A 20,987-nucleotide genomic window follows, 5' to 3' on the forward strand; every position below is an offset into this window, starting at 1 on the left:
CTGTCATGCCCCGGCTTGACCGGGGCATCCAGTACGCCGCGGCCTCTCGGTTCGATCACAGCCGCCTCGGAGTACTGGATCGCCCGGTCAAGCCGGGCGATGACAGTTTTCGTGTAATGAATCCTAAGCCGCCACCACCGCCGGGATCGGCAGCGCGGTGACCGACTTGATCTTCTCCATCGCGAAGCGCGAGGTGACGTTCTTCAGCGGCACGGCGCTGATCAGCTTCTTGTAGAACACGTCATAGGCCTGCATGTCCGCGACCACGACGCGCAGCATGTAGTCGACGTCGCCGGCCATGCGATAGAACTCCATCACTTCCGGCATGGCGCTGACGGCTTCGGCGAACCGCTTCAGCCAGGCATCCGAATGGTCGGAGCTCTCGACCGACACGAACACGGAGATGCCGAGCCCGATCTTGTTCTGGTCGACGAGGGCGACGCGCTTGATGATCACGCCGTCGGCCTCCAGGCGCTGGATGCGCTTCCAGCAGGGGGTCGAGGACAGGCCGACCCGGTCGCCGATCTCGGCGACGGAGAGGGAGGCGTCTTCCTGGAGGACCATCAGGATCTTGCGGTCGATGGCGTCGAGGCGGCGGCTGGTCTCAGGGATCTGGACGGCGACATCAGTCATTTGAAGAACTTTGTTCCATTTCAGGGGCAGATTTCCCTGATATAGAGAAAATCATTCCACGGCAAGCCTATAATCTCGGCGTTACAGTGGAATCGCTCTACCGGCGATTGCGCAAAAGCTCTTCAACTTCAACGCGTTGCGGGGCAGCCGGGCCGCCGCCATGGCGGGTGCATTTCAGCGCCGCGGCGGCCGCGGCGAATCGCATCGCCCCCCTTGCGTCCTTACCCTCGGCGAGGCCGAGCGCGAACGCGCCATGGAAGACGTCGCCGGCGCCCAGCGTATCGACCGCCTGGACCGGGAAGGCCGGCGTCTCCTCCAGCGCGCCCGCCTCATTTAGCCAGATCGTGCCGCGCGGGCCCCTTGTGGCCGCCAGGAAGGCGGGCGTCAGCTCCGCCAGGCGCCTCAAGGCCGCGCCGTCGTCAGCGATGCCAGCCGTCTCCTGCAGCTCGGCGCTGGCGAACAGCAGATGCGAGGAGGCCGTGAGCAGACCGTCCTGCAACGCCATCGCGCGGTCGACGCCGACGATGACGGGAATGCCGCGCCGGCGTGCCTCTGCGCCAAGCGAGGTCGCGAACGCCGCGCAGCGGCTTTCGACGAGCACCGCCTGACAATCAGCGAGCAACGCGTCGGCCTCGGGCAGCTTCACCGTCCACAAGGCGGGATCGCGATAGATCGTGAGCGTCCGCTCGCCCGAGGGCTCGATCATGATCGCCGAGACCGGCGTGCTCAGGCCCGGCATGCGCACGATATGCGTGCTATCGATGCCCTCCTGCGCCATCTGCGCGAGAATGAAGCCACTGGACGTCTCCCGCGCATCGCCCATCGGCCCTGCGAACGCGACGCGGCCGCCGAGCCGTGCGATCGCGATCGCGGCATTGAGCGCGTTGCCGCCGCAGATCTCGGCGAGATGGCTGGCGTTCGCCTTGCTGCCACGTTCGGGCAGGGCCTCGACGCGCAGGATGAGGTCGCGCACCGGCATGCCGATGCAGAGGATGCGCGGCGCGATCCCGGCCATCGTCGTTCGGCTCAGCTGCTCTTCTCGTGTATCCAACGGCCGAGCAGATGATGGGCGATCGCGAACGGATGCGGGCCGGCGAGCCCGTCGGGATGCGTCCGTGTCAGCATCAGGGCCGCCTCCTCGCGCGTGAACCAGCGCGCGTCCTCGAGCTCGGCGTGATCGACCACGATGTCCTCGCTCACGGCCCGCGCGCTGCAGCCGATCATCAGCGACGACGGATAGGGCCAGGGCTGGGTCATGTAATATTGCACGTCGGTGCAGCGGATCCCGGACTCTTCCAGGATCTCGCGGCGCACCGCGTCCTCGATGGTCTCGGCGGCCTCGACGAAGCCGGCGAGGCAGGAATACATGCCTGCCGGAAACTGCTTCTGCCGGCCGAGCAGGCACTTGTCGCCGGAGGCGACCAGCATGATCACGACCGGGTCGGTGCGCGGAAAATGCTCGGCCTTGCAACTCGGACAGTCGCGCTTCCAGCCGCCTTCCTTCATCGCGGTACGCGTGCCGCAATTGGCGCAATAGCCGTGGCGCTGGTGCCAGCCCACCATCGACTTCGCCATCGCCACGGCCGAGAGCTCCTCGGGCGGGATCGCGCCCTGCATTGCCATGCCGCGCAGCTCGGTGACGGCGTAGTCGCCGCCGCCGACCAGCTTCTCGGCGGCCGCCTGCGACAGGCCCATGCCGAACACGGCCGCAGCGTCGCGAAGCCCGAGGAACACCGTGCCGGGATTGGCGCCGCATCTCAGCGCCTCGTCGATTCCGAGCAGCGCGCGCACCTTGTCGCCCTCGCGCTTCACCAGCAGCGAGTCGCGATAGACCACATAGGCGCGCGAAGACGGCTTCTGCTCCAGCACAAACAGCTTCTCGTCGTCGCGGCGCAGATGCGCGGCGCGGTCGAGGACGTTGGTGACGAAGGCCGGCTGCCCCAGCGGAAATGCGTCGAATGCTGACATTATTGTTCTTTCAACCCAACCAGATCTTGCGGCGAAGCGCGCTGATGAAATTCTGAACCTCCGCGGCGTCATGCGCCAATGGCGGCATCACACCCCACACCGGCCGCGGCCAGGCCGCGTCGCTGGTTCGGCGCGCGATGATGTGGACGTGCAGCTGCGGCACGAGGTTGCCGAGCGCGGCGATGTTGAGCTTTTCGCATTTGGTGATCTCCTTCAGCGCGCGCGAGACGCGGGAGATCTCCGTCATCAGCTGCGCCTGCTGCACCTCGTCGAGATCGATGATCTCGATCGCATCCACCCGCCGCGGCACCAGCAGCAGCCAGGGATAATGCGCGTCCTTGATGACCAGCACCTTCGACAGCGGCAGATCGCCGATATCGATGGTGTCCTCTTTCAGGCGGGAGTGCAGCGACCAGGCGGGTTCGGGCATATGCGTTTCCGGATGGCCCGATGGGGAACGGGCTTGTTGGGTGCGACCATACGATAGGGATTCCCGGAGGGGAAGGATGGCGCCCCGCTGTCACCGCATACGCGCTCGTCGTCCCGGACAAGCGAAGCGCAGATCCGGGACCCATAGCCACAGGGAGTAGCGTGGCGAAGACTCTTGGTTGCCAGCGCGTGCGGCAGCCCCTGCCTGTGGTTATGGATTCCGGGCTCGCGCTGCGCGCGCCCCGGAATGACAGAAACTACGCCTCCGCCAGCACCCTTGCATTGGCGCGGACCGATGTTTCGCTGACGCGGATGCCGAGGCCGGGGCCGTCGGGCACCACGACATGGCCGGCGCGGTTCGCAACGCGCTCTTCCAGCACGTCCTCGGTCAGCACGTGATGCGGCATGTAGAATTCGCAGCCGAGCGAGATGCCCGGGGTGGCCGCGATCAGCTGCGTGCCGGCGGCAAGGCCGATGCCGCCCTCCCACAGCGTGCCGCCATAGCCGGGCAGGCCGGCGATGTCGGCGATCGCCATGATCGCCTGGGCCTCGAACAGGCCGCCGGCCTTCATCAGCTTGATCGAGACGGCGTCGGCCGCTTCACGCCGCACCACCTCCATCATGTCGCGGCGGTCGAAGCAGCTTTCGTCGGCCAGCACCGGCGTTTCCAATGCCGCGGTCAGCTGCGCCATCACGTCGAGATATTTGCGCGGCACCGGCTGCTCGATGAAGGTCGGCGCGAATTCCTCGACGTCGCGCAGGATCTTGATGGCGCCGAACGGCGCCAGCGCCTGGTTGTAGTCGACGCGCAAATCGACCTTGTCGCCGAATTCCTTGCGGATCGCTTCGAGATGATCGAGGTCCTCGCGATGCGGCTTCACGCCGGTCTTGACCTTGTAGATGACATTGCCGTCCGGAACCATTTTCCGCATGCGCTCGAGATCGGCGGCGAAATCCGGATCGGCGATCGAGAAGGAGAGGGGAATGGTGTCGCGCACGCGGCCGCCGAGCAGGTCGGCGACCGAGAGCCCAGACGACTTGCCGACGATGTCCAGCAGCGCCATCTCGATGCCGACTTTGGCTTCGGCGTGACCGACCAGCGCACGGTCGAGCTCGGCCATCAGCGCGCGTATGCGCCGAACGGATTTGCCGAGCACGATCGGACGCAAATAGATATCGAGCGCGGCGAACGCGGCTTCCGGCGTTCCCGTGAACACTTCCCACGGTGCCGCCTCGCCCCAGCCGATCACGCCGTCGCTCGACGTCAGCTCGATCAGCACGCGCTTCACCGTGCCCTTGACGTTGCCGACGCCCTGCAGGCGCGCCATCTTGATCGGGCTTTCGATCAGGAACAGCCTGATGCGCTCGATGGTTGCTTCGGTCATGTCAGGCCTCCATTGACGTGCCAGACCTGGCCGGTGACGTAGGACGCCTTCGGTGATGCCAGGAAGGCGATGATCTCGGCGACTTCCTCCGGCCGCCCGCGGCGGCGCATCGGGATCAGCGCTTCGGTTGCGGCGATCTGTTCGGGCGACAGCCGACTCTCGCTCGGTCTGTCCTTGACGATCAGGCCGGGTGATACCGCATTGACGGTGATGCCGTCCTTCGCGAGCTCGATCGCGGCCAGCCGCACCAGCGCTTCCAGCGCGGAACGGCTCGCGGCGGTCGCAGCAAAGGGCGCGAATTCGGGTCGGATCGCGTGCGCGACGAAGGACGACATCGCGACGATGCGCGCATCGCGCCCGGCGCGCAGCAGCGGCAGCGCGGTATCAACCAGCCGCGTGAACGCCAGCGCCGATTCGTCCATCGCCTTGCGGAGTTCATCCGCCGGCGTGCCAATGGCGCTGCCGCGACGGGCGTGGCCGCCGACGAGAACGAGTCCGTCGAGCCGGCCGAAGGCGGCATTCGCGGCGGTGACGGCAGCAGTAATGGCGGCTTTCTCGGCAAGATCGCCGAGACACTTTGCGACGATGGCGCCTTTCGCTTCGGCCTCGGCCGCGCTCGCGTCGAGGCCTTCTGTGTTCGCGCGCGTGTGGAGCAGCAGCGCAGTGCCCGGCGCCGCAAGGAGCTTTGCGGTGGCGCGGCCGATGCCGCTGGCGGCACCAGTGACGAGATAGACGCGATTGATGCCGGACATCACGATACTGCATTTGCCGGCGGCAGCGCGCCGGTGCGGTGGAAATGGCTGAGGAAGGCGCGCGTCGCAGCCTCCCGCGGGCTGTCGATCACCTGCCGCGCCGAACCCTCCTCGACCACGATTCCGTCGCGCATGAACACGACACGCTCGGCCACCTCGCGGGCGAACGCGATCTCGTGCGTCACGATCACCATGGTCATGCCCTCCGACGCGAGTTGCTGGATCACGTTCAGCACCTCACCGACCAATTCGGGATCGAGCGCGGAGGTGGCCTCGTCGAACAGCATGACATCGGGCTCCATCGCGAGCGCCCGCGCGATCGCGACGCGCTGCTTCTGGCCGCCGGAGAGCGTCGCCGGATATTGGTCCGCTTTCTCCGCAAGTCCCACCTTGGCGAGCTGCGCACGCGCGAGCGTTTCGGCCTCCGCCTTGGCCATGCGCCGCACCGTGACAGGCCCCTCCATCACGTTCTGCAGCGTCGTCATGTGCGGGAACAGGTTGAAGTGCTGAAACACCATGCCGGTGGTGGCGCGGAATCTCGCCAGCGTTTTGACATCGGGCAATTTGGCGCCGTCTCCGAACGCAAAGCGGGTGTCGCCGACGCGGACGCTGCCGCCGTCGGGCACGACCAGGAGATTGATGCAGCGGAGCAGCGTTGATTTACCCGAGCCTGATGGCCCGATCAGCGCGACGACACCGCCCTTGGCGACATCGAGATTGATGTTCTTGAGGACCTCGTTGCTGCCAAAACTCTTGCGAAGGCTGCGGATCTCGATTTTCGACGTCTCGCTCATTCGCTCACCGCCAGTTGCTTCTCGCCGCGGCGGACGAGGATGGTGAGCGGAATCAGGATTGCCGCATAGGCCAGCGCGACCGCGGTGTAGGTCTCCAGCGGCCGGTAGCTGTCATGGGCGGCGACCTGGCTCTGATAGACCAGATCAGGCACGGCCAGCACCGAGACCAGTGAGGTGTTCTTGAACTGGATGATCGACTGGTTCATCAGCGCCGGAATCATGCGCTTGATCGCCTGCGGCAGCACGATGCGGCGCATGCTCTGGCTCGGCGTCATGCCGAGCGCCGCGCCGGCTTCGGACTGACCCTTGTCGATCGAGACGATGCCGCCGCGGATGATCTCCGAATAGAACGAGCCGCCATAGAGCGAGAGCGCCAGCGCGGAAGCCGTGATCGGGGTCATCTCGACACCGGCGAGGATCGGCAGCGCGTAATAGAACCAGATCAGCTGCACCAGGATCGGCGTGCAGCGGAACGCCTCGATGAAGGCGAGCGCGGTCAGCCGCAATGCCTTGATCCGCGACAGGCTGCCGAACGCCCCGAGCAGGCCGAACAGCAGTCCGCACACGACGATGACGATCGTGAAGCCGACCGTGACGCCGAGCCCGTTGAGAAAGAGCCAGCGATAGCTCCAGAGGATGCCGAAGTCCCACTGATACATGCGTGCTCTCTTCTTCACCTCTCCCGCTTGCGGGAGAGGTCGCATCGCATCGAAGATGCGATGCGGGTGAGGGCTCTTTCCTCTGGGGGAGTCTCTCCGTGGAGGCACCCTCTCCCCGACCCTCCCCCGCAAGCGGTGGAGGGGGCGGAGTGGAGTGTGCGGAGCGAGCCGACCTCGAACATTACTCTTACAGCGACACGCCCGGCGGAATGTCCGCTTCCGTCACGCCGACCAGCTCCATATTGGTGATGATGGCGTTGCGGATGAAGCCGAGGCCCTTGTTGAAGTCGATCCAGGTGTTGACGTAGTCGCGCCATGTCTTGTCGGCCTCGCGGCGGAAGCCGGCATTCGAGGTGGTGGCGAAGATCGGCGTCGGCAGCACGAGCTGGCCGAGCGCGGGGTTCTTCTTCAGCACGGTCAGCGACAGCATGGTGATCAGGCACTGCGCGTCGACGCGGCCGGTCTGCAGCGCGGCGGTGGCATCGTCGGCGGTCTTCAGCCGCGTGATCTGCGCCTTCGGCGTCAGGCGGCTGACGACCTGGTCATGCGAGGAGCCCTGGTCGACCGCGATCTTGATGTCGGGCGAGTTCAATTCGGCCCAGCTCTTCGGCTTGAAATCCTTCTTGCAGAGGATGGCGAAGGCGTTGTTGAAGACCGGCACCGAGAAGTCGATCACCAGCGCGCGCTTTGGGGTCGGGTTGAGGCCGAAGAAGATGTCGATCTTGTTGGCCTGCAGGTCGAGCACCGAATTGCCCCAAGTGGTCTCTGTGATCTCGAGCTCGGCCTCCATGTCGTCCGCGAGGCCCTTGGCGATGTCGATGTAGAAGCCCTTCCATTGGCCGCTGGACAGATCCTTCATGTAATAGGGCGCGCCGCCGCCGACGGCGCCGATCCGCATCTTCTTGGTCCGGCGGATGCGGGCGAAGGTCGATTCGTTCGGATCGGCGGTCTGGGCCACGGCCGGCGCCGCCAACGCGGCAGCGGCGACCGCGCCAAATCCGACAATCGATGCAACATCACGACGTGTAACCATTGGGATCAATCGCTTTTCTGGTTGGGTGGAGTTCCGGCAGCGTTCTTAGCAAGGTGGTCCCGGCAGCGAAAGCACAGCCTATCGGCTGGGCAGGCCGAAATTTGCCCGGATGCTGAGCAAACTCAACCTGTTCAAGCGGATACCCGCTTGCTTTCCGCTCCCGTTGGCCCCAAATAGGGGCCGGGAGATTGGCGGTGGACGAGCCACTCGCCAACCGGGTCAGGTCCGGAAGGAAGCAGCCCTAACGAGGTCCGGATCGGGTCGCTCGTCAGTCTCCTACCTGTTTTTCCGAGCGAACCAGCGCCGGCGGCACCAGCCGCCAGCGCGCTCCTTTCCGCAAAAGCCGGCCAAGAGACATTTCATTGCGGATCGACCGATGACCGACGCTGGCGCCCCTCCCGAACCCGACAGCGCCGGCCAGGCCGGCAACGCGCCCTACCGGGTGCTGGCGCGCAAATACCGCCCCTCCTCATTTGACGACCTGATCGGCCAGGAGGCCGTGGTCCGCACCGTCTCCAACGCGTTCGAGACCGGGCGCATCCCGCAGGCCTGGATTCTCACCGGCGTCCGCGGCGTCGGCAAGACCACCACTGCGCGAATCCTCGCCCGTGCGCTCAACTATGAGATGCCGGACGGATCGGTGAAGGGGCCGACCATCCACATGCCGACGCTGGGCGTGCATTGCCAGGCGATCATGGAAAGCCGGCACATGGACGTGCTGGAGATGGACGCCGCCTCCCATACTGGCGTCGACGATGTCCGCCAGATCAATGACAGCGTCCGCTATGCCCCCGCCAGCGCCCGCTACAAGGTCTACATCATCGACGAAGTCCATATGCTGTCGACGGCGGCGTTCAACGCCTTCCTGAAGACGCTGGAGGAGCCGCCGGAGCACGCCAAGTTCGTGTTCGCGACCACCGAGATCCGCAAGGTTCCGGTCACGGTGCTGTCGCGCTGCCAGCGCTTCGACCTGCGCCGCGTCGAGGCCGACGTGCTGATGAAGCACCTCGCCAGTATTGCGGCCAAGGAGAACGTCGAGATAGAGCCGGAGGCGCTTGGCATCATCGCGCGGGCCGCGGAGGGCTCCGTACGCGACTCGCTGTCGCTGCTCGACCAGGCGATCGCGCATGCAGCGGGGCAGGTGAAGGCCGATGCCGTCAGGCAGATGCTGGGCCTCGCCGACCGCACACGCGTCATCGACCTCTTCGAGTCGCTGGCGCGCGGCGACATCGCGGCCGCCTTCAAGGAGTTCCGTGACCAGTACGATGTCGGCGCCGACCCGATCGTCGTGCTCTCGGACCTCGCCGAGTTCGTCAATTTCGTCACCCGTGTGAAGGTCATTCCGGCGACTGCCGACAACGTCGCCTATGGCGAGACCGAGCGCGTGCGCGCCAAGGAGTTCGCCTCGAAGATCTCGATGCGCGTGCTGTCGCGGATGTGGCAGATGCTGCTCAAGGGCATCACCGAGGTGCAGGCCGCAACGCGCCCCGCGGCCGCGGCGGAAATGGTTCTGGTGCGCATCGCCTATGTCGCCGACCTGCCGACGCCCGACGAAGCGATCAAGATGCTGGAGCAGAACGGCGGCGGCTCGCCGGTCGTGAGCGGTGGAAGTAGCGCGCGCAGCGGCGCCCCCGCCGCGCCGGTTGCCTCCGCTGCGCCGATTTCGCCAGCACCTGTGCGGATGCCGACATCGTCTCCGACTGCGTTTGGCGGTGGCGCCCGACCTCAGATGGCGGCGCCCGCGCCGGATCCGCAAGGGGCGGCACCCCAGCTGCGGATCACGAGCTTCACCCAGCTGGTTGCGCTCGCCGGGCAGAAGCGCGACCTCATGACCAAGGGCGCGCTCGAAGGCGACATGCGTCTCGTTCGTTTCGACGAGGGCCGGCTCGAGGTCGCGCTCGAGCCCAACGCCTCCAAGACCATGATCTCGGAGCTTGCGAAGAAGTTCGAGCTGTGGACCGGCCGCCGCTGGACCGTGATCGTCTCGAACGAGCAGGGACAGCCGACGCTGCGCTCGGTGAACCAGGCGGCCAAGCAGGAGCATGCCCGTACCGCGGAAGCTGATCCGCGCGTGCAGGAGGTGCTGTCGCGTTTCCCCGGCGCCAAGGTCGTCGAGGTCCGCAGGCTTGCCCCCGAGGCGCCGGAGACCAATATTAACGCCGACTATGGCAGCGACGATCCGCCTGACGGTTCCGACGGCGACGACGATCTCTAGCGCCAATTCTTTGTTTTCAAGGACACGCACCCATGGCTGATTTTCTCGGCATGATGAAGCAGGCGGCGCAGCTGCAATCCAAGATGCAGGCGATGCAGGACGAGCTCGCCAACGTCGAGGTCGAGGGCATCTCCGGCGGCGGCCTCGTCGCCGTGCGCATGACGGCGAAGATGGACGTCAAGGGAGTCAGGATCGATCCTTCGCTGATGAAGGCCGAAGAGCGCGAGGTGCTGGAAGACCTGCTCGTCACCGCCCTCAGTGATGCGCGCCGCAAGGCCGAGACCGCCATGCAGGAGAAGATGCAGGCCCTCACCGGCGGGCTCGGCCTGCCGCCGGGGCTGTTCGGCCAATAAGATGGGCGCTGTTGCAGGTCCTGAGATCGAGCGGCTGGTCCAGCTGCTCGCGCGGCTGCCGGGCCTCGGTCCGCGCTCGGCGCGGCGTGCGGCGCTGCATCTGATCAAGAAGCGCGAAGCGCTGATGATGCCGCTGTCGAGCGCCTTGCAGGTGGCGCTGGACAAGGTCCAGGTCTGCAAGACCTGCGGCAACATCGACACGCAAAATCCCTGCACGGTCTGTACCGATCCGAAGCGCGACCCCTCCATTATCGTCGTTGTCGCCGACGTCGCCGACCTCTGGGCGCTGGAGCGGGCCAATGCGACCCAGGGTCGCTATCATGTGCTCGGCGCGACATTGTCGCCGCTCGACGGCGTCGGCCCGCAGGACCTCACCATCGACGCACTGGTGGCGCGTGCCCACGCAGCCGAGGTGCATGAAATCATCCTGGCGCTGAATGCGACGGTGGACGGCCAGACCACGGCGCATTACATCACCGACCTGCTTCAGGACGCCAATGTGAAGGTGACGCGGCTCGCCCATGGAGTTCCCGTCGGCGGCGAGCTTGATTATCTCGACGAAGGTACGCTATCGGCTGCGATGCGGCAGCGCACCCTGTTCTAGCCATCCAGACTTTCCACGGAACGGACGACATGACGAAACTTTTCGCCACACGCTTCGCTTTGGTCGCGACGATGCTGATGCTGGTGACCCCGGCCATCTCCGCGCAGCAACGCGACGAGGCGCCGCCGCCGTCCAAGCCCGGCAAGCCGATCAACAATGGCGACGTGCTCTCGGGCGAGCTTAACGCGATGAAGGTGCGCGACGTCAAGAACGGCAAGCGCGTCGCGACCTACCAGATCACGTCGGAACCGCGCCGCCTGCCGCCGCCGAACGGGCTGTGCAATCTCGAAACCGGCCCCGAGACGTTCCAGCTCGTCACCTCCAGCGACGCGCAGGCCGCGCAGCTGAAATCCTTCGTCGGCAAGGAGATCTCCGTGAAGGTGGACGAGGTCGCCTGCGCCAGCGATCCCGGCCAGATGAGCGAAGCCGTGATCACGAAGTGGAGCTTGATCAAGAAGCAGTAGGGGCGCTCCACTCCCTCGGCCGGCATTGCGAGCGAAGCGAAGCAATCCAGAAATCGTTCCGCGGGGGCAGTCTGGATTGCTTCGCTTCGCTCGCAATGACGGTGGTGAGAGCGTCAGCTTAAACCCTCACCGGCCCCAGCGCCTCGAAATGCCCGCGCTTCTGCAAATACGCCAGCAGCATCAGGCTCGGGATCGCCACCAGCACGCAGATCACGAAGAACATCGCCCAGCCCGTGGTATCCGCCACGAAGCCTGCACCGGATGAGAGATAGGTCCGCCCCACCGCCGCGAGCGCCGTGAGCAGCGCATATTGGGTCGCCGTGTGCAGCGGGTTTTGGCACAGCGCAGAGAGGTAGGCGACGAAGATCACGGTGCCGATGGCGCTGGTGAAATTCTCGGCGCAGATGGCGAGCGCCAGCGCCCATTGGTTGGTGCCGACGATGGCCAGCCAGGAGAAGGAGAGGTTGGCGAGCGCCTGCACCACGCCGCCGATCCACAGACTCGTCGCCAGCGGATAGCGCCGCGCGACAAAACCGCCGGCAAAGCCGCCGATCAGCGTCGCCGCGAGGCCGACGCCCTTCACGATCGCCGCATAGTCGTTGCGGGTGAAGCCGAGGTCGATCACGAACGGCGCCGTCATCGTGCCGGAGAAGGCGTCGGTGAACTTGAACAGCACCACGAAGGCGAGTGCAGCGAGCGCATCCTTGCGCGACAGGAACTCCGAGAAGGCGCCGATGGCCGCATGCAGAACCCGCGCGAAAGCCGTATCGGCCTGTGTCGCGGCCTCGGCCCGCGCCGATTGCTCGGGCTCGGTCGCGAGCAGCGCCGTGATCGTCCCGATGAGCACCATCGCCGCCATCACCACATAGCCCCACATCCAGGCTGATTGGCGCGGAATGCCGGTGCCCTCGAAGCCCGAGACGATGAACAGCGCGCCCGCCGTCGAGACCAGCATGCCGATGCGGTAGGCCGCGACGTAAGCGGCCATGCCCGCGGCCTGCTCGCTCTCCGGCAGGCTCTCGACCCGGAACGCGTCGACCACGATGTCCTGGGTCGAGGACATGGTTGCGACCAGCAGCGCACCGAGCGCGACATAGAACGGCGAGCGTGCGGGGTCGGTCATCGCCAGCAGCAGGATTGCGATGATCAAGAGCAACTGCGAGAACACCAGCCAGCCGCGCCGCCGGCCGAAGGCGCGGGTGAACAGCGGCACATGCATCGCATCCACCAGCGGCGCCCACAGGAACTTCAGCGTATAGGGCGTGCCGACCAACGCGAACAGCCCAATGGTCTTGAGATCGACCCCAGCCTCCCGCATCCACACCAGCAGCGTCGACCCTGATAGCGCCAGCGGCAGCCCCGAGGAGAAGCCGAGAAACAGCACGATCAGCACCCGCGGCTGCAGGTAAACGGCAAGGCTCTCGCGCCAGGAGGGCGCAGGGGCGGCGGTCACGGCGGAGGAGGTCGCGTCGGGTGCGGTCATGGGGAGGTGTTAGCAGATTCTGGGGGAAAAGACTCTCGCGGTAGCTGGTCAGACGGGAAAGCTTTCAACACGCTCGGTGTCATCGTCCGCGAAGGCGGACGATCCAGTAATCACCAGCGGCTCGGTTCAATCACAACTGCTGCGGCGGACTGGAGACCCCGTCTTCGCGGGGTATGACGGCGCTATGGTGGTCCGGCTATACCAGGATAGAGATCATCCCAGTTTGAGTTATGCTGCTCGATCAACCGAACCTTCCACGCCCTGTTCCACTTCTTCAGCCGCTTCTCCCGCTTGATCGCATTCTCGGGATCGTCAAACTGCTCGAAGTAGACAAGTCGGGCGACGTCGTACTTCTCCGTGAAGCTTTCGATGGGCTTCAACTTGTGCTGCGCCACTCGGCGGATGAGATCGTTCGTCACGCCGATATAGAGCGTGCCGCCAATTCGGCTGGCGAGAATGTAGACGTAGTAATGGCGTGCACCCATGTGACTATCTCACCACCGTCATCGTCCGCCTTGTGCGCAATTGCGCACTGGGGCGGACGATCCAGTAACCACCAGCGTCTCGGTTCCATCACAACCGCCGCGGCGTACTGGATGCCCCGCCTTCGCGGGGCATGACAGTGTGCCCCAATCTCACTCCCCCGCCTGGAGCTTCCGCGGGAACAACTCGCCCGCCCCCGTCGCCACCAGCCGCGGTCCCTCCACCGCATCGCTCTTGCTGAAATCGAGCTCCTCGATTCGCCCTGCGCGCTTCTCGATCTTGTCGGCGGAGATCAGCACCTGGCGCACGTCCTCGTTCACGTCGGCAAAATGCTTCTGCAGCTTGAGGACGCGGTCGCGCAGGCGGCCGAGATCGTCGCCGAGCTTGATCACCTCGGTGCGGATCTGGTCGGCGGCATCGCGCATGCGCGCGTCCTTCATGATCTGCTGCATCACCTGGATCGCGAGCATCAGCAGCGACGGCGACACCAGCACGACGCGGGCGCGATAGGCCTTCTGGATCACGTCGTCGAAGCCGTCGTGGATCTCGGCGTAGACCGATTCCGACGGCACGAACATCAGCGCCATCTCCTGGGTCTCGCCGGTGACGAGATATTTTTCGGCGATGTCGCTGACATGCTTCATGACGTCGCTGCGCAGCCGCTGCGTGGCCACGCGCCGCTCCTCGTCGGTGCGGGCGTCGTGCAGCGCCGTCATCGCCTCCAGCGGGAATTTTGCATCGATGCAGAGCGGGCGCTGGTCGGGCAGGAACACGACGCAGTCCGGCCGCTTGCCCGTCGAGAGCGTGAACTGGAACTCGTAGGATCCCTTGGGGAGACCGTCCTGGACAATCGCCTCCATCCGCGCCTGGCCGAACGCGCCGCGCGACTGCTTGTTGGCGAGCACGTCGCGCAACGTCGTCACCTGTGTCGTGAGATCAGTGAGATTCTTGTGCGCGTTGTCGATGATGCCGAGCCGCTCATGCAGCGCGCGCAGGCTCTCCATGGTGTTGCGGGTCGAATGTTCCATGGACTGGCCGACGCGATGCGTCACCGAATCCAGCCGCTCGTTGACCGCCCGCGCCATCTCGGCCTGACGTCCCGCCAGCGCCTGGGTCATGGCGTCGACCCGCCCCGAAGCCTCGCTCTGGGCGTGCAGCACCTGGCTGAGGCGCTCCTCGAGCTCGTCGGCCCGGATCGCATGCGCCATGGCGAGTTCCGCGCCACGCCGCCCCGAGCGCGCGATCACCACCGCGATGACCAGCAGCAGGATGAGGACGAGGGCGCCGAAGCCGATCAGCGCATCGATTGTGCGCACCGGCCAGTCGCCCAGCATGAAAATGATCTCGTTCATGGGCCCTTCTAACGCGATTCGCCGATATTCGCGAACGAAGAGGGAACGATCGGGTTAACCACCCCCTAATTTTTATGGTTAACGAAAGGCGAAGTTTTATGGTTAGCGAGGGGTTAACGGGTTCCTGGCCGCATTGACCGCATCCGGCGCGCGGCTTAAATCGCGGCCATGGCCCTCAGAGAAATCATTATCCTGCCCGACAAGCAGCTGCGTCTGGTCTCCAAGCCGATCGAGAAGGTCACGGCCGAGATCCGCAAGCTTGCCGACGACATGTTCGAGACCATGTACGACGCGCCCGGCATTGGCCTGGCGGCGATCCAGGTCGCGCAGCCCTTGCGTCTCATCACCATGGACCTCGCCAAGCGCGACGAGAACGGCGAGACCAAGCCGCTGCCGCGGGTCTTCATCAACCCCGAGATCATCGCCTCGTCCGAGGAATTGTCGGTGTACGAGGAAGGCTGCCTCTCGATCCCCGAATATTACGAGGAGGTCGAGCGGCCCGCGAAGGTGCGCGTGCGCTTCACCGATCTCGACGGCAAGGTGCATGAGGAGGATGCCGAAGGCCTCTACGCCACCTGCATCCAGCACGAGATCGACCATCTCAACGGCGTCTTGTTCGTCGACTATCTATCGAAGCTCAAGCGCGACCGCGTCATGAAGAAGTTCGAGAAAGCCGCCAAGCGCGCGGGCGAGTAGGGATCTCCGTCGATGCCCCTCCGCCTCATCTTCATGGGCACGCCCGATTTCTCCGTGCCGACGCTGCTCGAGCTGGTCGCGCATGGTCATGACATCGCGGCGGTCTACACCCGCGCGCCGAAGCCGGGCGGCCGGCGGGGCCTGCAATTGCAGCCGACGCCGGTCGAGGACGCCGCGCGAAAGCTCGGAATTCCCGTGCTGACGCCGAAGACGCTGAAGACCGAGGAGGCGCTGGCGGAGTTCCGCGCCTTCGAGGCCGATGCCGCCGTCGTCGTCGCCTATGGCATGATCCTGCCGCAGGCGATCCTCGATGCACCAAAGCTCGGCTGCTACAATCTGCACGCTTCGCTGCTGCCGCGCTGGCGCGGCGCGGCGCCGATCAACCGCGCCATCATGGCCGGCGATGCCGAGAGCGGCGTGATGGTGATGAAGATGGATGTCGGTCTCGACACCGGCGACGTCGCCATGGCCGAGCGCATCGCGATCACCGACAGCATGACCGCGCTCGACCTGCACGATCGCCTCTCGCGCCTCGGTGCCGACCTGATGGTGCGCGCCATGGCCGCGCTCGAACGCGGTGGCCTCCAGCTCAAGGCACAGAGCGAGGACGGCGTCACTTACGCCGCCAAGATCGAGAAGGCCGAGGCGCGGATCGACTGGAGCAAGCCCGCGCGCGCGGTGCTGCGCCACATCCACGGTTTGTCGCCGTTCCCCGGCGCCTGGGCCGAGCTCGAGAATGCGCGCGTAAAAATCCTGCGCTGCGAATTGGCGAAAGGCGCCGGCGCCCCTGGCGAGGTGCTCGACGATCTCCTCACCGTCGCCTGCGGCGACGGCGCCATCCGCATCATCGAGCTGCAGCGCGAGGGCAAGGCCCGCATGCAGGCCGCAGACTTCCTGCGCGGCGTGCCGTTGAGGTCGGGATCCAAATTCACCTGACACTGTCATACCCCGCGAAGGCGGGGTATCCAGTACGCCGAGGCTTCTCGGTCAATCGGATAGGCTACGGAGTACTGGATTGCCCGCCTTCGCGGGCAATGACGGCGAAACTGGACACGATGCCCCGCTACAAGCTCACCATCGAATATGACGGCGCGCCGTTCTTCGGCTGGCAGGTGCAGGACACGCTGCCGTCGGTGCAGGGCGCGCTCGAGGCGGCCGTTAAGGCGATGACCGGAGCGGATTTGCGCGTGCACGGCGCCGGCCGCACCGATGCCGGCGTGCATGCGCGCGGTCAGGTCGCCCATGTCGACGTCGACAAGCAGTTTCCGCCGGGCCGTTTTCGCGACGGTCTCAACGCGCATCTGCGTCCGCATCCGATCGCGGTGCTCGAGGCCGAGATCGTGCCTGACACCTTCGAAGCACGCTTCTCGGCGGTCAAGCGCCACTACCGCTATCGCATCGTCAACACCCGCGCCAATCTCGCGCTCGATGTCGGCCACGCCTGGCGCGTGCCGCGCAAGCTCGATACTGGCGCGATGCATGCGGCGGCGCAACGCCTGCTCGGCAAGCACGATTTCACCACGTTCCGCGACACCGAGTGCCAGGCCAAATCGCCGGAGAAGACGCTCGACCAGCTCGACGTTACCCGCGACGGCCGCGAGATCACGATCATCACCTCGGCACGCTCCTTCCTGCACAGCCAGGTGCGCTCGATGGTGGGATCGCTGGTCTGGGTCGGCGAGGGCCGCTGGACCGCCGACGATCTCTCCGCCGCCCTCGCAGCCCGCAACCGCGCCGCCTGCGGCATCGTCGCCCCGCCCGAGGGGCTGTATCTGATGAAGGTGGATTATTAGGCGCGCGGCGCAGAGAGCGGGCACGCTCTTACTAAACCCTCGGTACCATGCCCCGCGAAGGCGGGGCATCCAGTACGCCGCGGCCTCTCGGCTCAATCGCTGCTGTCTCTGGAATACTGGATCGCCCGGTCAGGCCGGGCGATGACACTTGTGTTTATGGAGGCAACAGTGCCTCAAGCAAAATACCTTGCCAAAATCCCGCGATACACCTTCGTCAGCTTTTCCAGATCCGCCACCGGCACGCGCTCGTCGACCTGGTGCATGGTCTGCCCGACCAGGCCGAACTCGATCACGGGGCAATAGCTGGAAATGAACCGCGCATCCGACGTGCCGCCCGAGGTCGACAGCTCGGGCTTGCGGCCCGTCACCTCCTCGATTGCGGACACTGCGAGATCGGTGAACGGACCCGGCTTGGTCACGAACACGTTCGAGTTCGAGGGCTCCCAGACGATGCGGGCCTTGATGCGGTTGCCGCAGGCCTTGGCGAGGCGCGTCTCGACCAATTCGCGCAAGCTCGCCTGGGTGTGGTTGTCGTTGTAGCGGATGTTGAATTTCGCGCGGGCCTCGCCGGGAATGACGTTGAAGGCCTTGTTGCCGACATCCACCGAGACGAATTCGAGATTGGAGGCCTGGAATTGCGCGCTGCCATGGTCGAGCGGCTCGTCGGAGATCGCAACGATCAGCCGCGAAATATCCGGCACCGGATTGGAGGCGCGGTGCGGATAGGCGACATGGCCTTGCACGCCGTCGACGACGAGCGTGCCGGATTGCGAACCGCGCCGGCCGACCTTGATGGTGTCGCCGAGCGTCTCGACGTTGGAAGGCTCGCCGAGCACGCAATGATCGAATTTTTCGCCGCGCTCGGCGGCCCAATTGAGCAGCTTGATGGTGCCGTTGATGGAGACGTCTTCCTCGTCGCCGGTGATCAGGAACGAGATCGAGCCTGTCCCATCCGCGCGCGGCTTGCCGCCGTTGGCGGCCAGATGCTCCAGCACCGCTGCGACCGAGCAGGCGATGCCGCCCTTCATGTCGACCGCGCCGCGGCCGTGCAGCACGCCGTCCTTCACCTCTCCGGAGAAGGCGCCGACGCTCCAGGCGCTCTCATCGCCCGGCGGCACCACGTCGGTGTGGCCTGCAAAGGTGATGTGCGGGCCTTCAGTGCCGATCCGCGCATAGAGATTGTCGACGTCAGGCGTGCCGGGCTCGCTGAAGGTCACGCGGTGGCAGGTGAAGCCGGCTTCGTTCAGGGCTTTTTCGAGCACCCCGAGCGCGCCGGCATCGGCCGGAGTGACTGAGGGGCAACGGATCAGATCGCGGGCAATGGAGAGAGCATCGGTCATGCGCCCCGCTTAACATGCATGCCGCCGGGTGGGCTAGCGCTGGGCGGGACAAATTCGATCTCGCGGCTCTGGTCCCAGCGTTTCGCAGGAGGCGCGGCGGATGTGGAATCGCCCTCGGCTGCCGGATCAGGACCGAACCGATTGGGCCCTACGGTGCCGCGCAGGAAGCCGGTCTCGATGAAAGCGGCGAGGGGGAGGATGACGCTCGCCAACGCGAGCGGCAGCATCCAATAGCTGTCCGGAAGGCGGTCCTCGAACTGCTTGTAGAGGCCCGGCAGCACGAAATAGGCAAGTAGCCACCATGCGCTCTTGTTGCGGTCATGCAGGCGCTTCACCATGATCGCGAGATCGATCCAGAGCATCAATCCGGTTGCGGCCAGCTTGAGCAGCAGCAGCGGCAAATTGTCCAGCAGCGACCATCGATAGGCCGCGGGATCGACGATCTTGAAGACGTCCTCAGCATTCAGATTGAAGGATTTGACCTCGCTGCCGAGCGCGGACATGACGCTCAGGCAGAGCAAGAGCAGCAGGATCATGCCGGACAGGACAAAGATCAGGCTGCACCAGAATCCGGCGCGGCCCATGCGGCCGTCGAAGCGGAAGAGGTACCAGGTCCAGTTCATGCGAACGGCTCCGGGCGGAACGGGACCGCCCGGAAATTGGTCGCGATAGAGGGAGGGTGAGTTCGATCCTGGCAGCGGATGGTGAATAGCCAATCGCGTAGGGCGCGCGCCCTATTCGCCACTGGCCATTCGCTACTCGCCTTGCATCAATCCCGCAGCAGCTCGTTGATGCTGGTCTTGGAGCGCGTGCGCTCGTCGACGCGCTTGACGATGACGGCGCAGGCGGTGCTCGGGCCGATCTGGCCGTTCTTCATCGGCTTGCCGGGCAATGCGCCGGGCACCACGACGGAATATTCCGGCACTTCGCCCATGAAGACCTCGCCGGTCTCGCGGTCGACGATCTTGGTCGAGGCACCCAAAAACACGCCCATCGCCAGCACCGCGCCCTTGCGCACGATCACGCCTTCGGCGACCTCCGAGCGCGCGCCGATGAAGCAATCGTCCTCGATGATGACGGGCTCGGCCTGCAGCGGCTCGAGCACGCCGCCGATCCCGGCGCCGCCGGAGATGTGCACGCGCTTGCCGATCTGAGCGCAGGAGCCGACAGTGGCCCAGGTGTCGACCATCGTGCTCTCATCGACATAGGCGCCGAGATTGACGAAGGACGGCATCAAGACGACGTTCTTGGCGATGAAGGCCGAGCGGCGCACCACCGCGCCCGGCACCGCGCGAAAACCGGCATCGCGAAAGCGGTTCGGGCCCCAGCCTTCGAACTTCGAGGGCACCTTGTCCCACCAGCTTGCCTTGCCGGGGCCGCCGCCAATGACGTCCATGTCGTTGAGGCGGAACGACAGCAGCACCGCCTTCTTCAGCCATTGATTGACCTTCCACTTGCCGTCAGCGCCGCGCTCGGCGACACGCGCCTCGCCCTTGTCCAGGGTCTCCAGCACCTGGTCCACGGCTTCGCGCACCTCGCCCTTGGTCGAGGTCGAGATGCCGTCACGCGCCTCGAAGGCGCTGTTGATGGTGGATTCGAGGGCTGCAAGGGACATCGGGATTTCCTCTGGGGAGCGCGTGGTTTCGCGGGAATTGGAGCGCTTTTTCGGGATTTGAAGGGGCAGAGTCAAGGCATACTCCACCGTCGTCCCGGGGCGCGCGAAGCGCGAGCCCGGGACCCATAACCACAGGAATTCGTTTGGCGAGGACTCGGAGTTATCGATCTCGGGCCACAATCACTCTTGTGGCTATGGGTCCCGGGCTCGCTTCGCGCCCCGGGACGACAGCGGTTATTGTGGTGACAGCCCCGCCAGAAACCCCGCCAGATCATCCGTGACGTGGTCGACATGGGCGGCGTCGCGGCCTTCCAGCTCCCAATCCTCGCGCACCACCTCTTTGGTGCCGTCGGGCACCACCAGCACGGTGGTCATGCCGAGCCGGTAGGGGACGGTGAGGTTGCGGGCGAGATCCTCGAACATGGCGGCGCGGGTCGGATCGACCGCATGATCCCTCAGGAACTTGCGGTAGGTCTGCTCCGCCGGTTTCGGCTCGAACTCGGCGGCGATGATGTCGAACACGCCGTCGAAATGGCCGGCGAAGCCGAGCCGCGCCAGCACGGCATCGACATGGTCGACCGATCCGTTGGTCAGGATCAGTTTTCGCCCCGGCAGCTTTGCGATGGCCGTACCGAGCGCTTGGTTCGGCTCCAGCGGCGAGTGGTCGATCTTGTGGACATAGGCGAGATAGTCGTCGGCGCGAACGCCATGCAGAGTCATCATGCCGCGCATCGTGGTGCCGAAGCGCCGGTAATAGTCTTTCTGGATCGCCCGCGCTTCCTCCGGCCCGACATTCAGCCAATTGCAGACGAACTCCCCGATCCGCGCATCGACCTGCTGCCACAGATTGACGTGATGCGGATAGAGCGTGTTGTCGAGGTCGAACACCCAGGTATCGACATGGCTGAAGCTGCGGGGTGGGCTCATCACAAGTCT

23 protein-coding genes and 1 other RNA gene are annotated in these 20,987 nt (G+C 65.4%); 8 read left to right on the plus strand and 16 right to left on the minus strand.

The features are described from left to right. Nucleotides 1–123: 123 nt before the first annotated feature. From ACNJYD_RS04180 to ACNJYD_RS04220, 9 genes are all read right to left on the minus strand, one after another. Nucleotides 124–633 carry an Lrp/AsnC family transcriptional regulator gene (locus tag ACNJYD_RS04180; protein WP_025032510.1) on the minus strand — a complete coding sequence of 170 codons (510 nt, stop codon included), beginning with the start codon at nt 631–633 and terminating at the stop codon, nt 124–126. 97 nt (nt 634–730) lie between these two features. Further along, on the minus strand, nt 731–1,648 hold the full coding sequence (locus tag ACNJYD_RS04185) for a PfkB family carbohydrate kinase (RefSeq protein WP_439365468.1): 918 nt from the start codon (nt 1,646–1,648) through the stop codon (nt 731–733). Nucleotides 1,649–1,659: 11 nt separating this feature from the next. Further along, nucleotides 1,660–2,601, minus strand: coding sequence for an NAD(+) diphosphatase (gene nudC, locus ACNJYD_RS04190; protein ID WP_439365469.1), 942 nt, complete (start codon nt 2,599–2,601; stop codon nt 1,660–1,662). Nucleotides 2,602–2,611: 10 nt separating this feature from the next. Beyond that, nucleotides 2,612–3,031 carry an HIT domain-containing protein gene (locus ACNJYD_RS04195; RefSeq protein WP_172786696.1) on the minus strand — a complete coding sequence of 140 codons (420 nt, stop codon included), beginning with the start codon at nt 3,029–3,031 and terminating at the stop codon, nt 2,612–2,614. Between the two features lie 256 nt (nt 3,032–3,287). Continuing rightward, nucleotides 3,288–4,415 (minus strand): muconate cycloisomerase family protein, encoded by a 1,128-nt coding sequence (locus ACNJYD_RS04200; RefSeq protein ID WP_439365470.1) that lies wholly within the window; start codon nt 4,413–4,415, stop codon nt 3,288–3,290. Then, the gene (locus tag ACNJYD_RS04205; protein ID WP_439365471.1) at nt 4,412–5,167 is read right to left on the minus strand and encodes an SDR family NAD(P)-dependent oxidoreductase; all 756 of its coding nucleotides are present in this window, start codon (nt 5,165–5,167) and stop codon (nt 4,412–4,414) included. Before ACNJYD_RS04205 ends, ACNJYD_RS04200 begins: the two co-directional genes overlap by 4 nt. Beyond that, entirely contained in the window at nt 5,167–5,961 is a 795-nt protein-coding gene (locus ACNJYD_RS04210; protein WP_439365472.1) for an amino acid ABC transporter ATP-binding protein, read from the minus strand. The genes ACNJYD_RS04205 and ACNJYD_RS04210 overlap by 1 nt, the downstream gene beginning before the upstream one ends. Further along, on the minus strand, nt 5,958–6,620 hold the full coding sequence (locus ACNJYD_RS04215) for an amino acid ABC transporter permease (RefSeq protein ID WP_172786700.1): 663 nt from the start codon (nt 6,618–6,620) through the stop codon (nt 5,958–5,960). The genes ACNJYD_RS04210 and ACNJYD_RS04215 overlap by 4 nt, the downstream gene beginning before the upstream one ends. Nucleotides 6,621–6,807: 187 nt before the next feature. Next, complete coding sequence (locus ACNJYD_RS04220) at nt 6,808–7,653, minus strand: transporter substrate-binding domain-containing protein (protein ID WP_172786701.1); 846 nt, start codon at nt 7,651–7,653, stop codon at nt 6,808–6,810. Between the two features lie 183 nt (nt 7,654–7,836). On the opposite strand from ACNJYD_RS04220, the gene ffs reads away from it, so the two are divergent. From ffs to ACNJYD_RS04245, 5 genes are all read left to right on the plus strand, one after another. Continuing rightward, nucleotides 7,837–7,933, plus strand: an RNA gene (gene ffs, locus ACNJYD_RS04225) — signal recognition particle sRNA small type. A gap of 96 nt (nt 7,934–8,029) precedes the next feature. Then, nucleotides 8,030–9,868: a DNA polymerase III subunit gamma/tau gene (locus ACNJYD_RS04230; protein ID WP_439365473.1), complete on the plus strand. Its 1,839-nt coding sequence runs from the start codon at nt 8,030–8,032 to the stop codon at nt 9,866–9,868. A 32-nt stretch (nt 9,869–9,900) separates the two neighbouring features. Beyond that, a complete protein-coding gene (locus tag ACNJYD_RS04235) occupies nt 9,901–10,221 on the plus strand; it encodes a YbaB/EbfC family nucleoid-associated protein (RefSeq protein ID WP_172786703.1) in 321 nt (106 codons plus the stop codon). Between the two features lies 1 nt (nt 10,222). Continuing rightward, entirely contained in the window at nt 10,223–10,825 is a 603-nt protein-coding gene (gene recR / locus ACNJYD_RS04240) for a recombination mediator RecR (protein ID WP_025032504.1), read from the plus strand. 29 nt (nt 10,826–10,854) lie between these two features. Next, complete coding sequence (locus ACNJYD_RS04245; RefSeq protein WP_172786704.1) at nt 10,855–11,289, plus strand: hypothetical protein; 435 nt, start codon at nt 10,855–10,857, stop codon at nt 11,287–11,289. Nucleotides 11,290–11,407: 118 nt separating this feature from the next. Here the strand turns inward: ACNJYD_RS04245 and ACNJYD_RS04250 are convergent, their stop codons facing one another. From ACNJYD_RS04250 to ACNJYD_RS04260, 3 genes are all read right to left on the minus strand, one after another. Beyond that, nucleotides 11,408–12,772 (minus strand): AmpG family muropeptide MFS transporter, encoded by a 1,365-nt coding sequence (locus ACNJYD_RS04250; RefSeq protein ID WP_172786705.1) that lies wholly within the window; start codon nt 12,770–12,772, stop codon nt 11,408–11,410. 182 nt (nt 12,773–12,954) lie between these two features. Further along, nucleotides 12,955–13,257, minus strand: coding sequence for a GIY-YIG nuclease family protein (locus ACNJYD_RS04255; protein ID WP_439365474.1), 303 nt, complete (start codon nt 13,255–13,257; stop codon nt 12,955–12,957). A gap of 150 nt (nt 13,258–13,407) precedes the next feature. Beyond that, the gene (locus ACNJYD_RS04260; RefSeq protein WP_439365475.1) at nt 13,408–14,607 is read right to left on the minus strand and encodes a DNA recombination protein RmuC; all 1,200 of its coding nucleotides are present in this window, start codon (nt 14,605–14,607) and stop codon (nt 13,408–13,410) included. Nucleotides 14,608–14,775: 168 nt separating this feature from the next. On the opposite strand from ACNJYD_RS04260, the gene def reads away from it, so the two are divergent. The 3 genes from def (at nt 14,776) to truA (ending at nt 17,096) form a co-directional block, all read left to right on the plus strand. Then, nucleotides 14,776–15,303, plus strand: coding sequence for a peptide deformylase (gene def, locus ACNJYD_RS04265; protein WP_439365476.1), 528 nt, complete (start codon nt 14,776–14,778; stop codon nt 15,301–15,303). A 12-nt stretch (nt 15,304–15,315) separates the two neighbouring features. Then, nucleotides 15,316–16,239 carry a methionyl-tRNA formyltransferase gene (gene fmt / locus ACNJYD_RS04270; RefSeq protein WP_439365477.1) on the plus strand — a complete coding sequence of 308 codons (924 nt, stop codon included), beginning with the start codon at nt 15,316–15,318 and terminating at the stop codon, nt 16,237–16,239. A gap of 119 nt (nt 16,240–16,358) precedes the next feature. After that, entirely contained in the window at nt 16,359–17,096 is a 738-nt protein-coding gene (truA, locus tag ACNJYD_RS04275) for a tRNA pseudouridine(38-40) synthase TruA (protein ID WP_172786709.1), read from the plus strand. Nucleotides 17,097–17,269: 173 nt separating this feature from the next. On the opposite strand, the gene dapE is transcribed toward truA, so the two are convergent. The 4 genes from dapE to ACNJYD_RS04295 all read right to left on the minus strand — a co-directional run bounded on the left by dapE (nt 17,270) and on the right by ACNJYD_RS04295 (nt 20,978). After that, complete coding sequence (dapE, locus tag ACNJYD_RS04280) at nt 17,270–18,436, minus strand: succinyl-diaminopimelate desuccinylase (protein ID WP_439365478.1); 1,167 nt, start codon at nt 18,434–18,436, stop codon at nt 17,270–17,272. Next, nucleotides 18,433–19,059: a DUF805 domain-containing protein gene (locus ACNJYD_RS04285; protein WP_439365479.1), complete on the minus strand. Its 627-nt coding sequence runs from the start codon at nt 19,057–19,059 to the stop codon at nt 18,433–18,435. Before ACNJYD_RS04285 ends, dapE begins: the two co-directional genes overlap by 4 nt. 146 nt (nt 19,060–19,205) lie before the next feature. Then, the gene (dapD, locus tag ACNJYD_RS04290) at nt 19,206–20,051 is read right to left on the minus strand and encodes a 2,3,4,5-tetrahydropyridine-2,6-dicarboxylate N-succinyltransferase (protein ID WP_439365480.1); all 846 of its coding nucleotides are present in this window, start codon (nt 20,049–20,051) and stop codon (nt 19,206–19,208) included. A 234-nt stretch (nt 20,052–20,285) separates the two neighbouring features. Next, complete coding sequence (locus ACNJYD_RS04295; RefSeq protein WP_439365481.1) at nt 20,286–20,978, minus strand: pyrimidine 5'-nucleotidase; 693 nt, start codon at nt 20,976–20,978, stop codon at nt 20,286–20,288. Nucleotides 20,979–20,987 lie beyond the last annotated feature (9 nt).

The sequence above is a fragment of the Bradyrhizobium sp. SPXBL-02 genome (genome assembly GCF_051853065.1).
Lineage (GTDB): Bacteria > Pseudomonadota > Alphaproteobacteria > Rhizobiales > Xanthobacteraceae > Bradyrhizobium.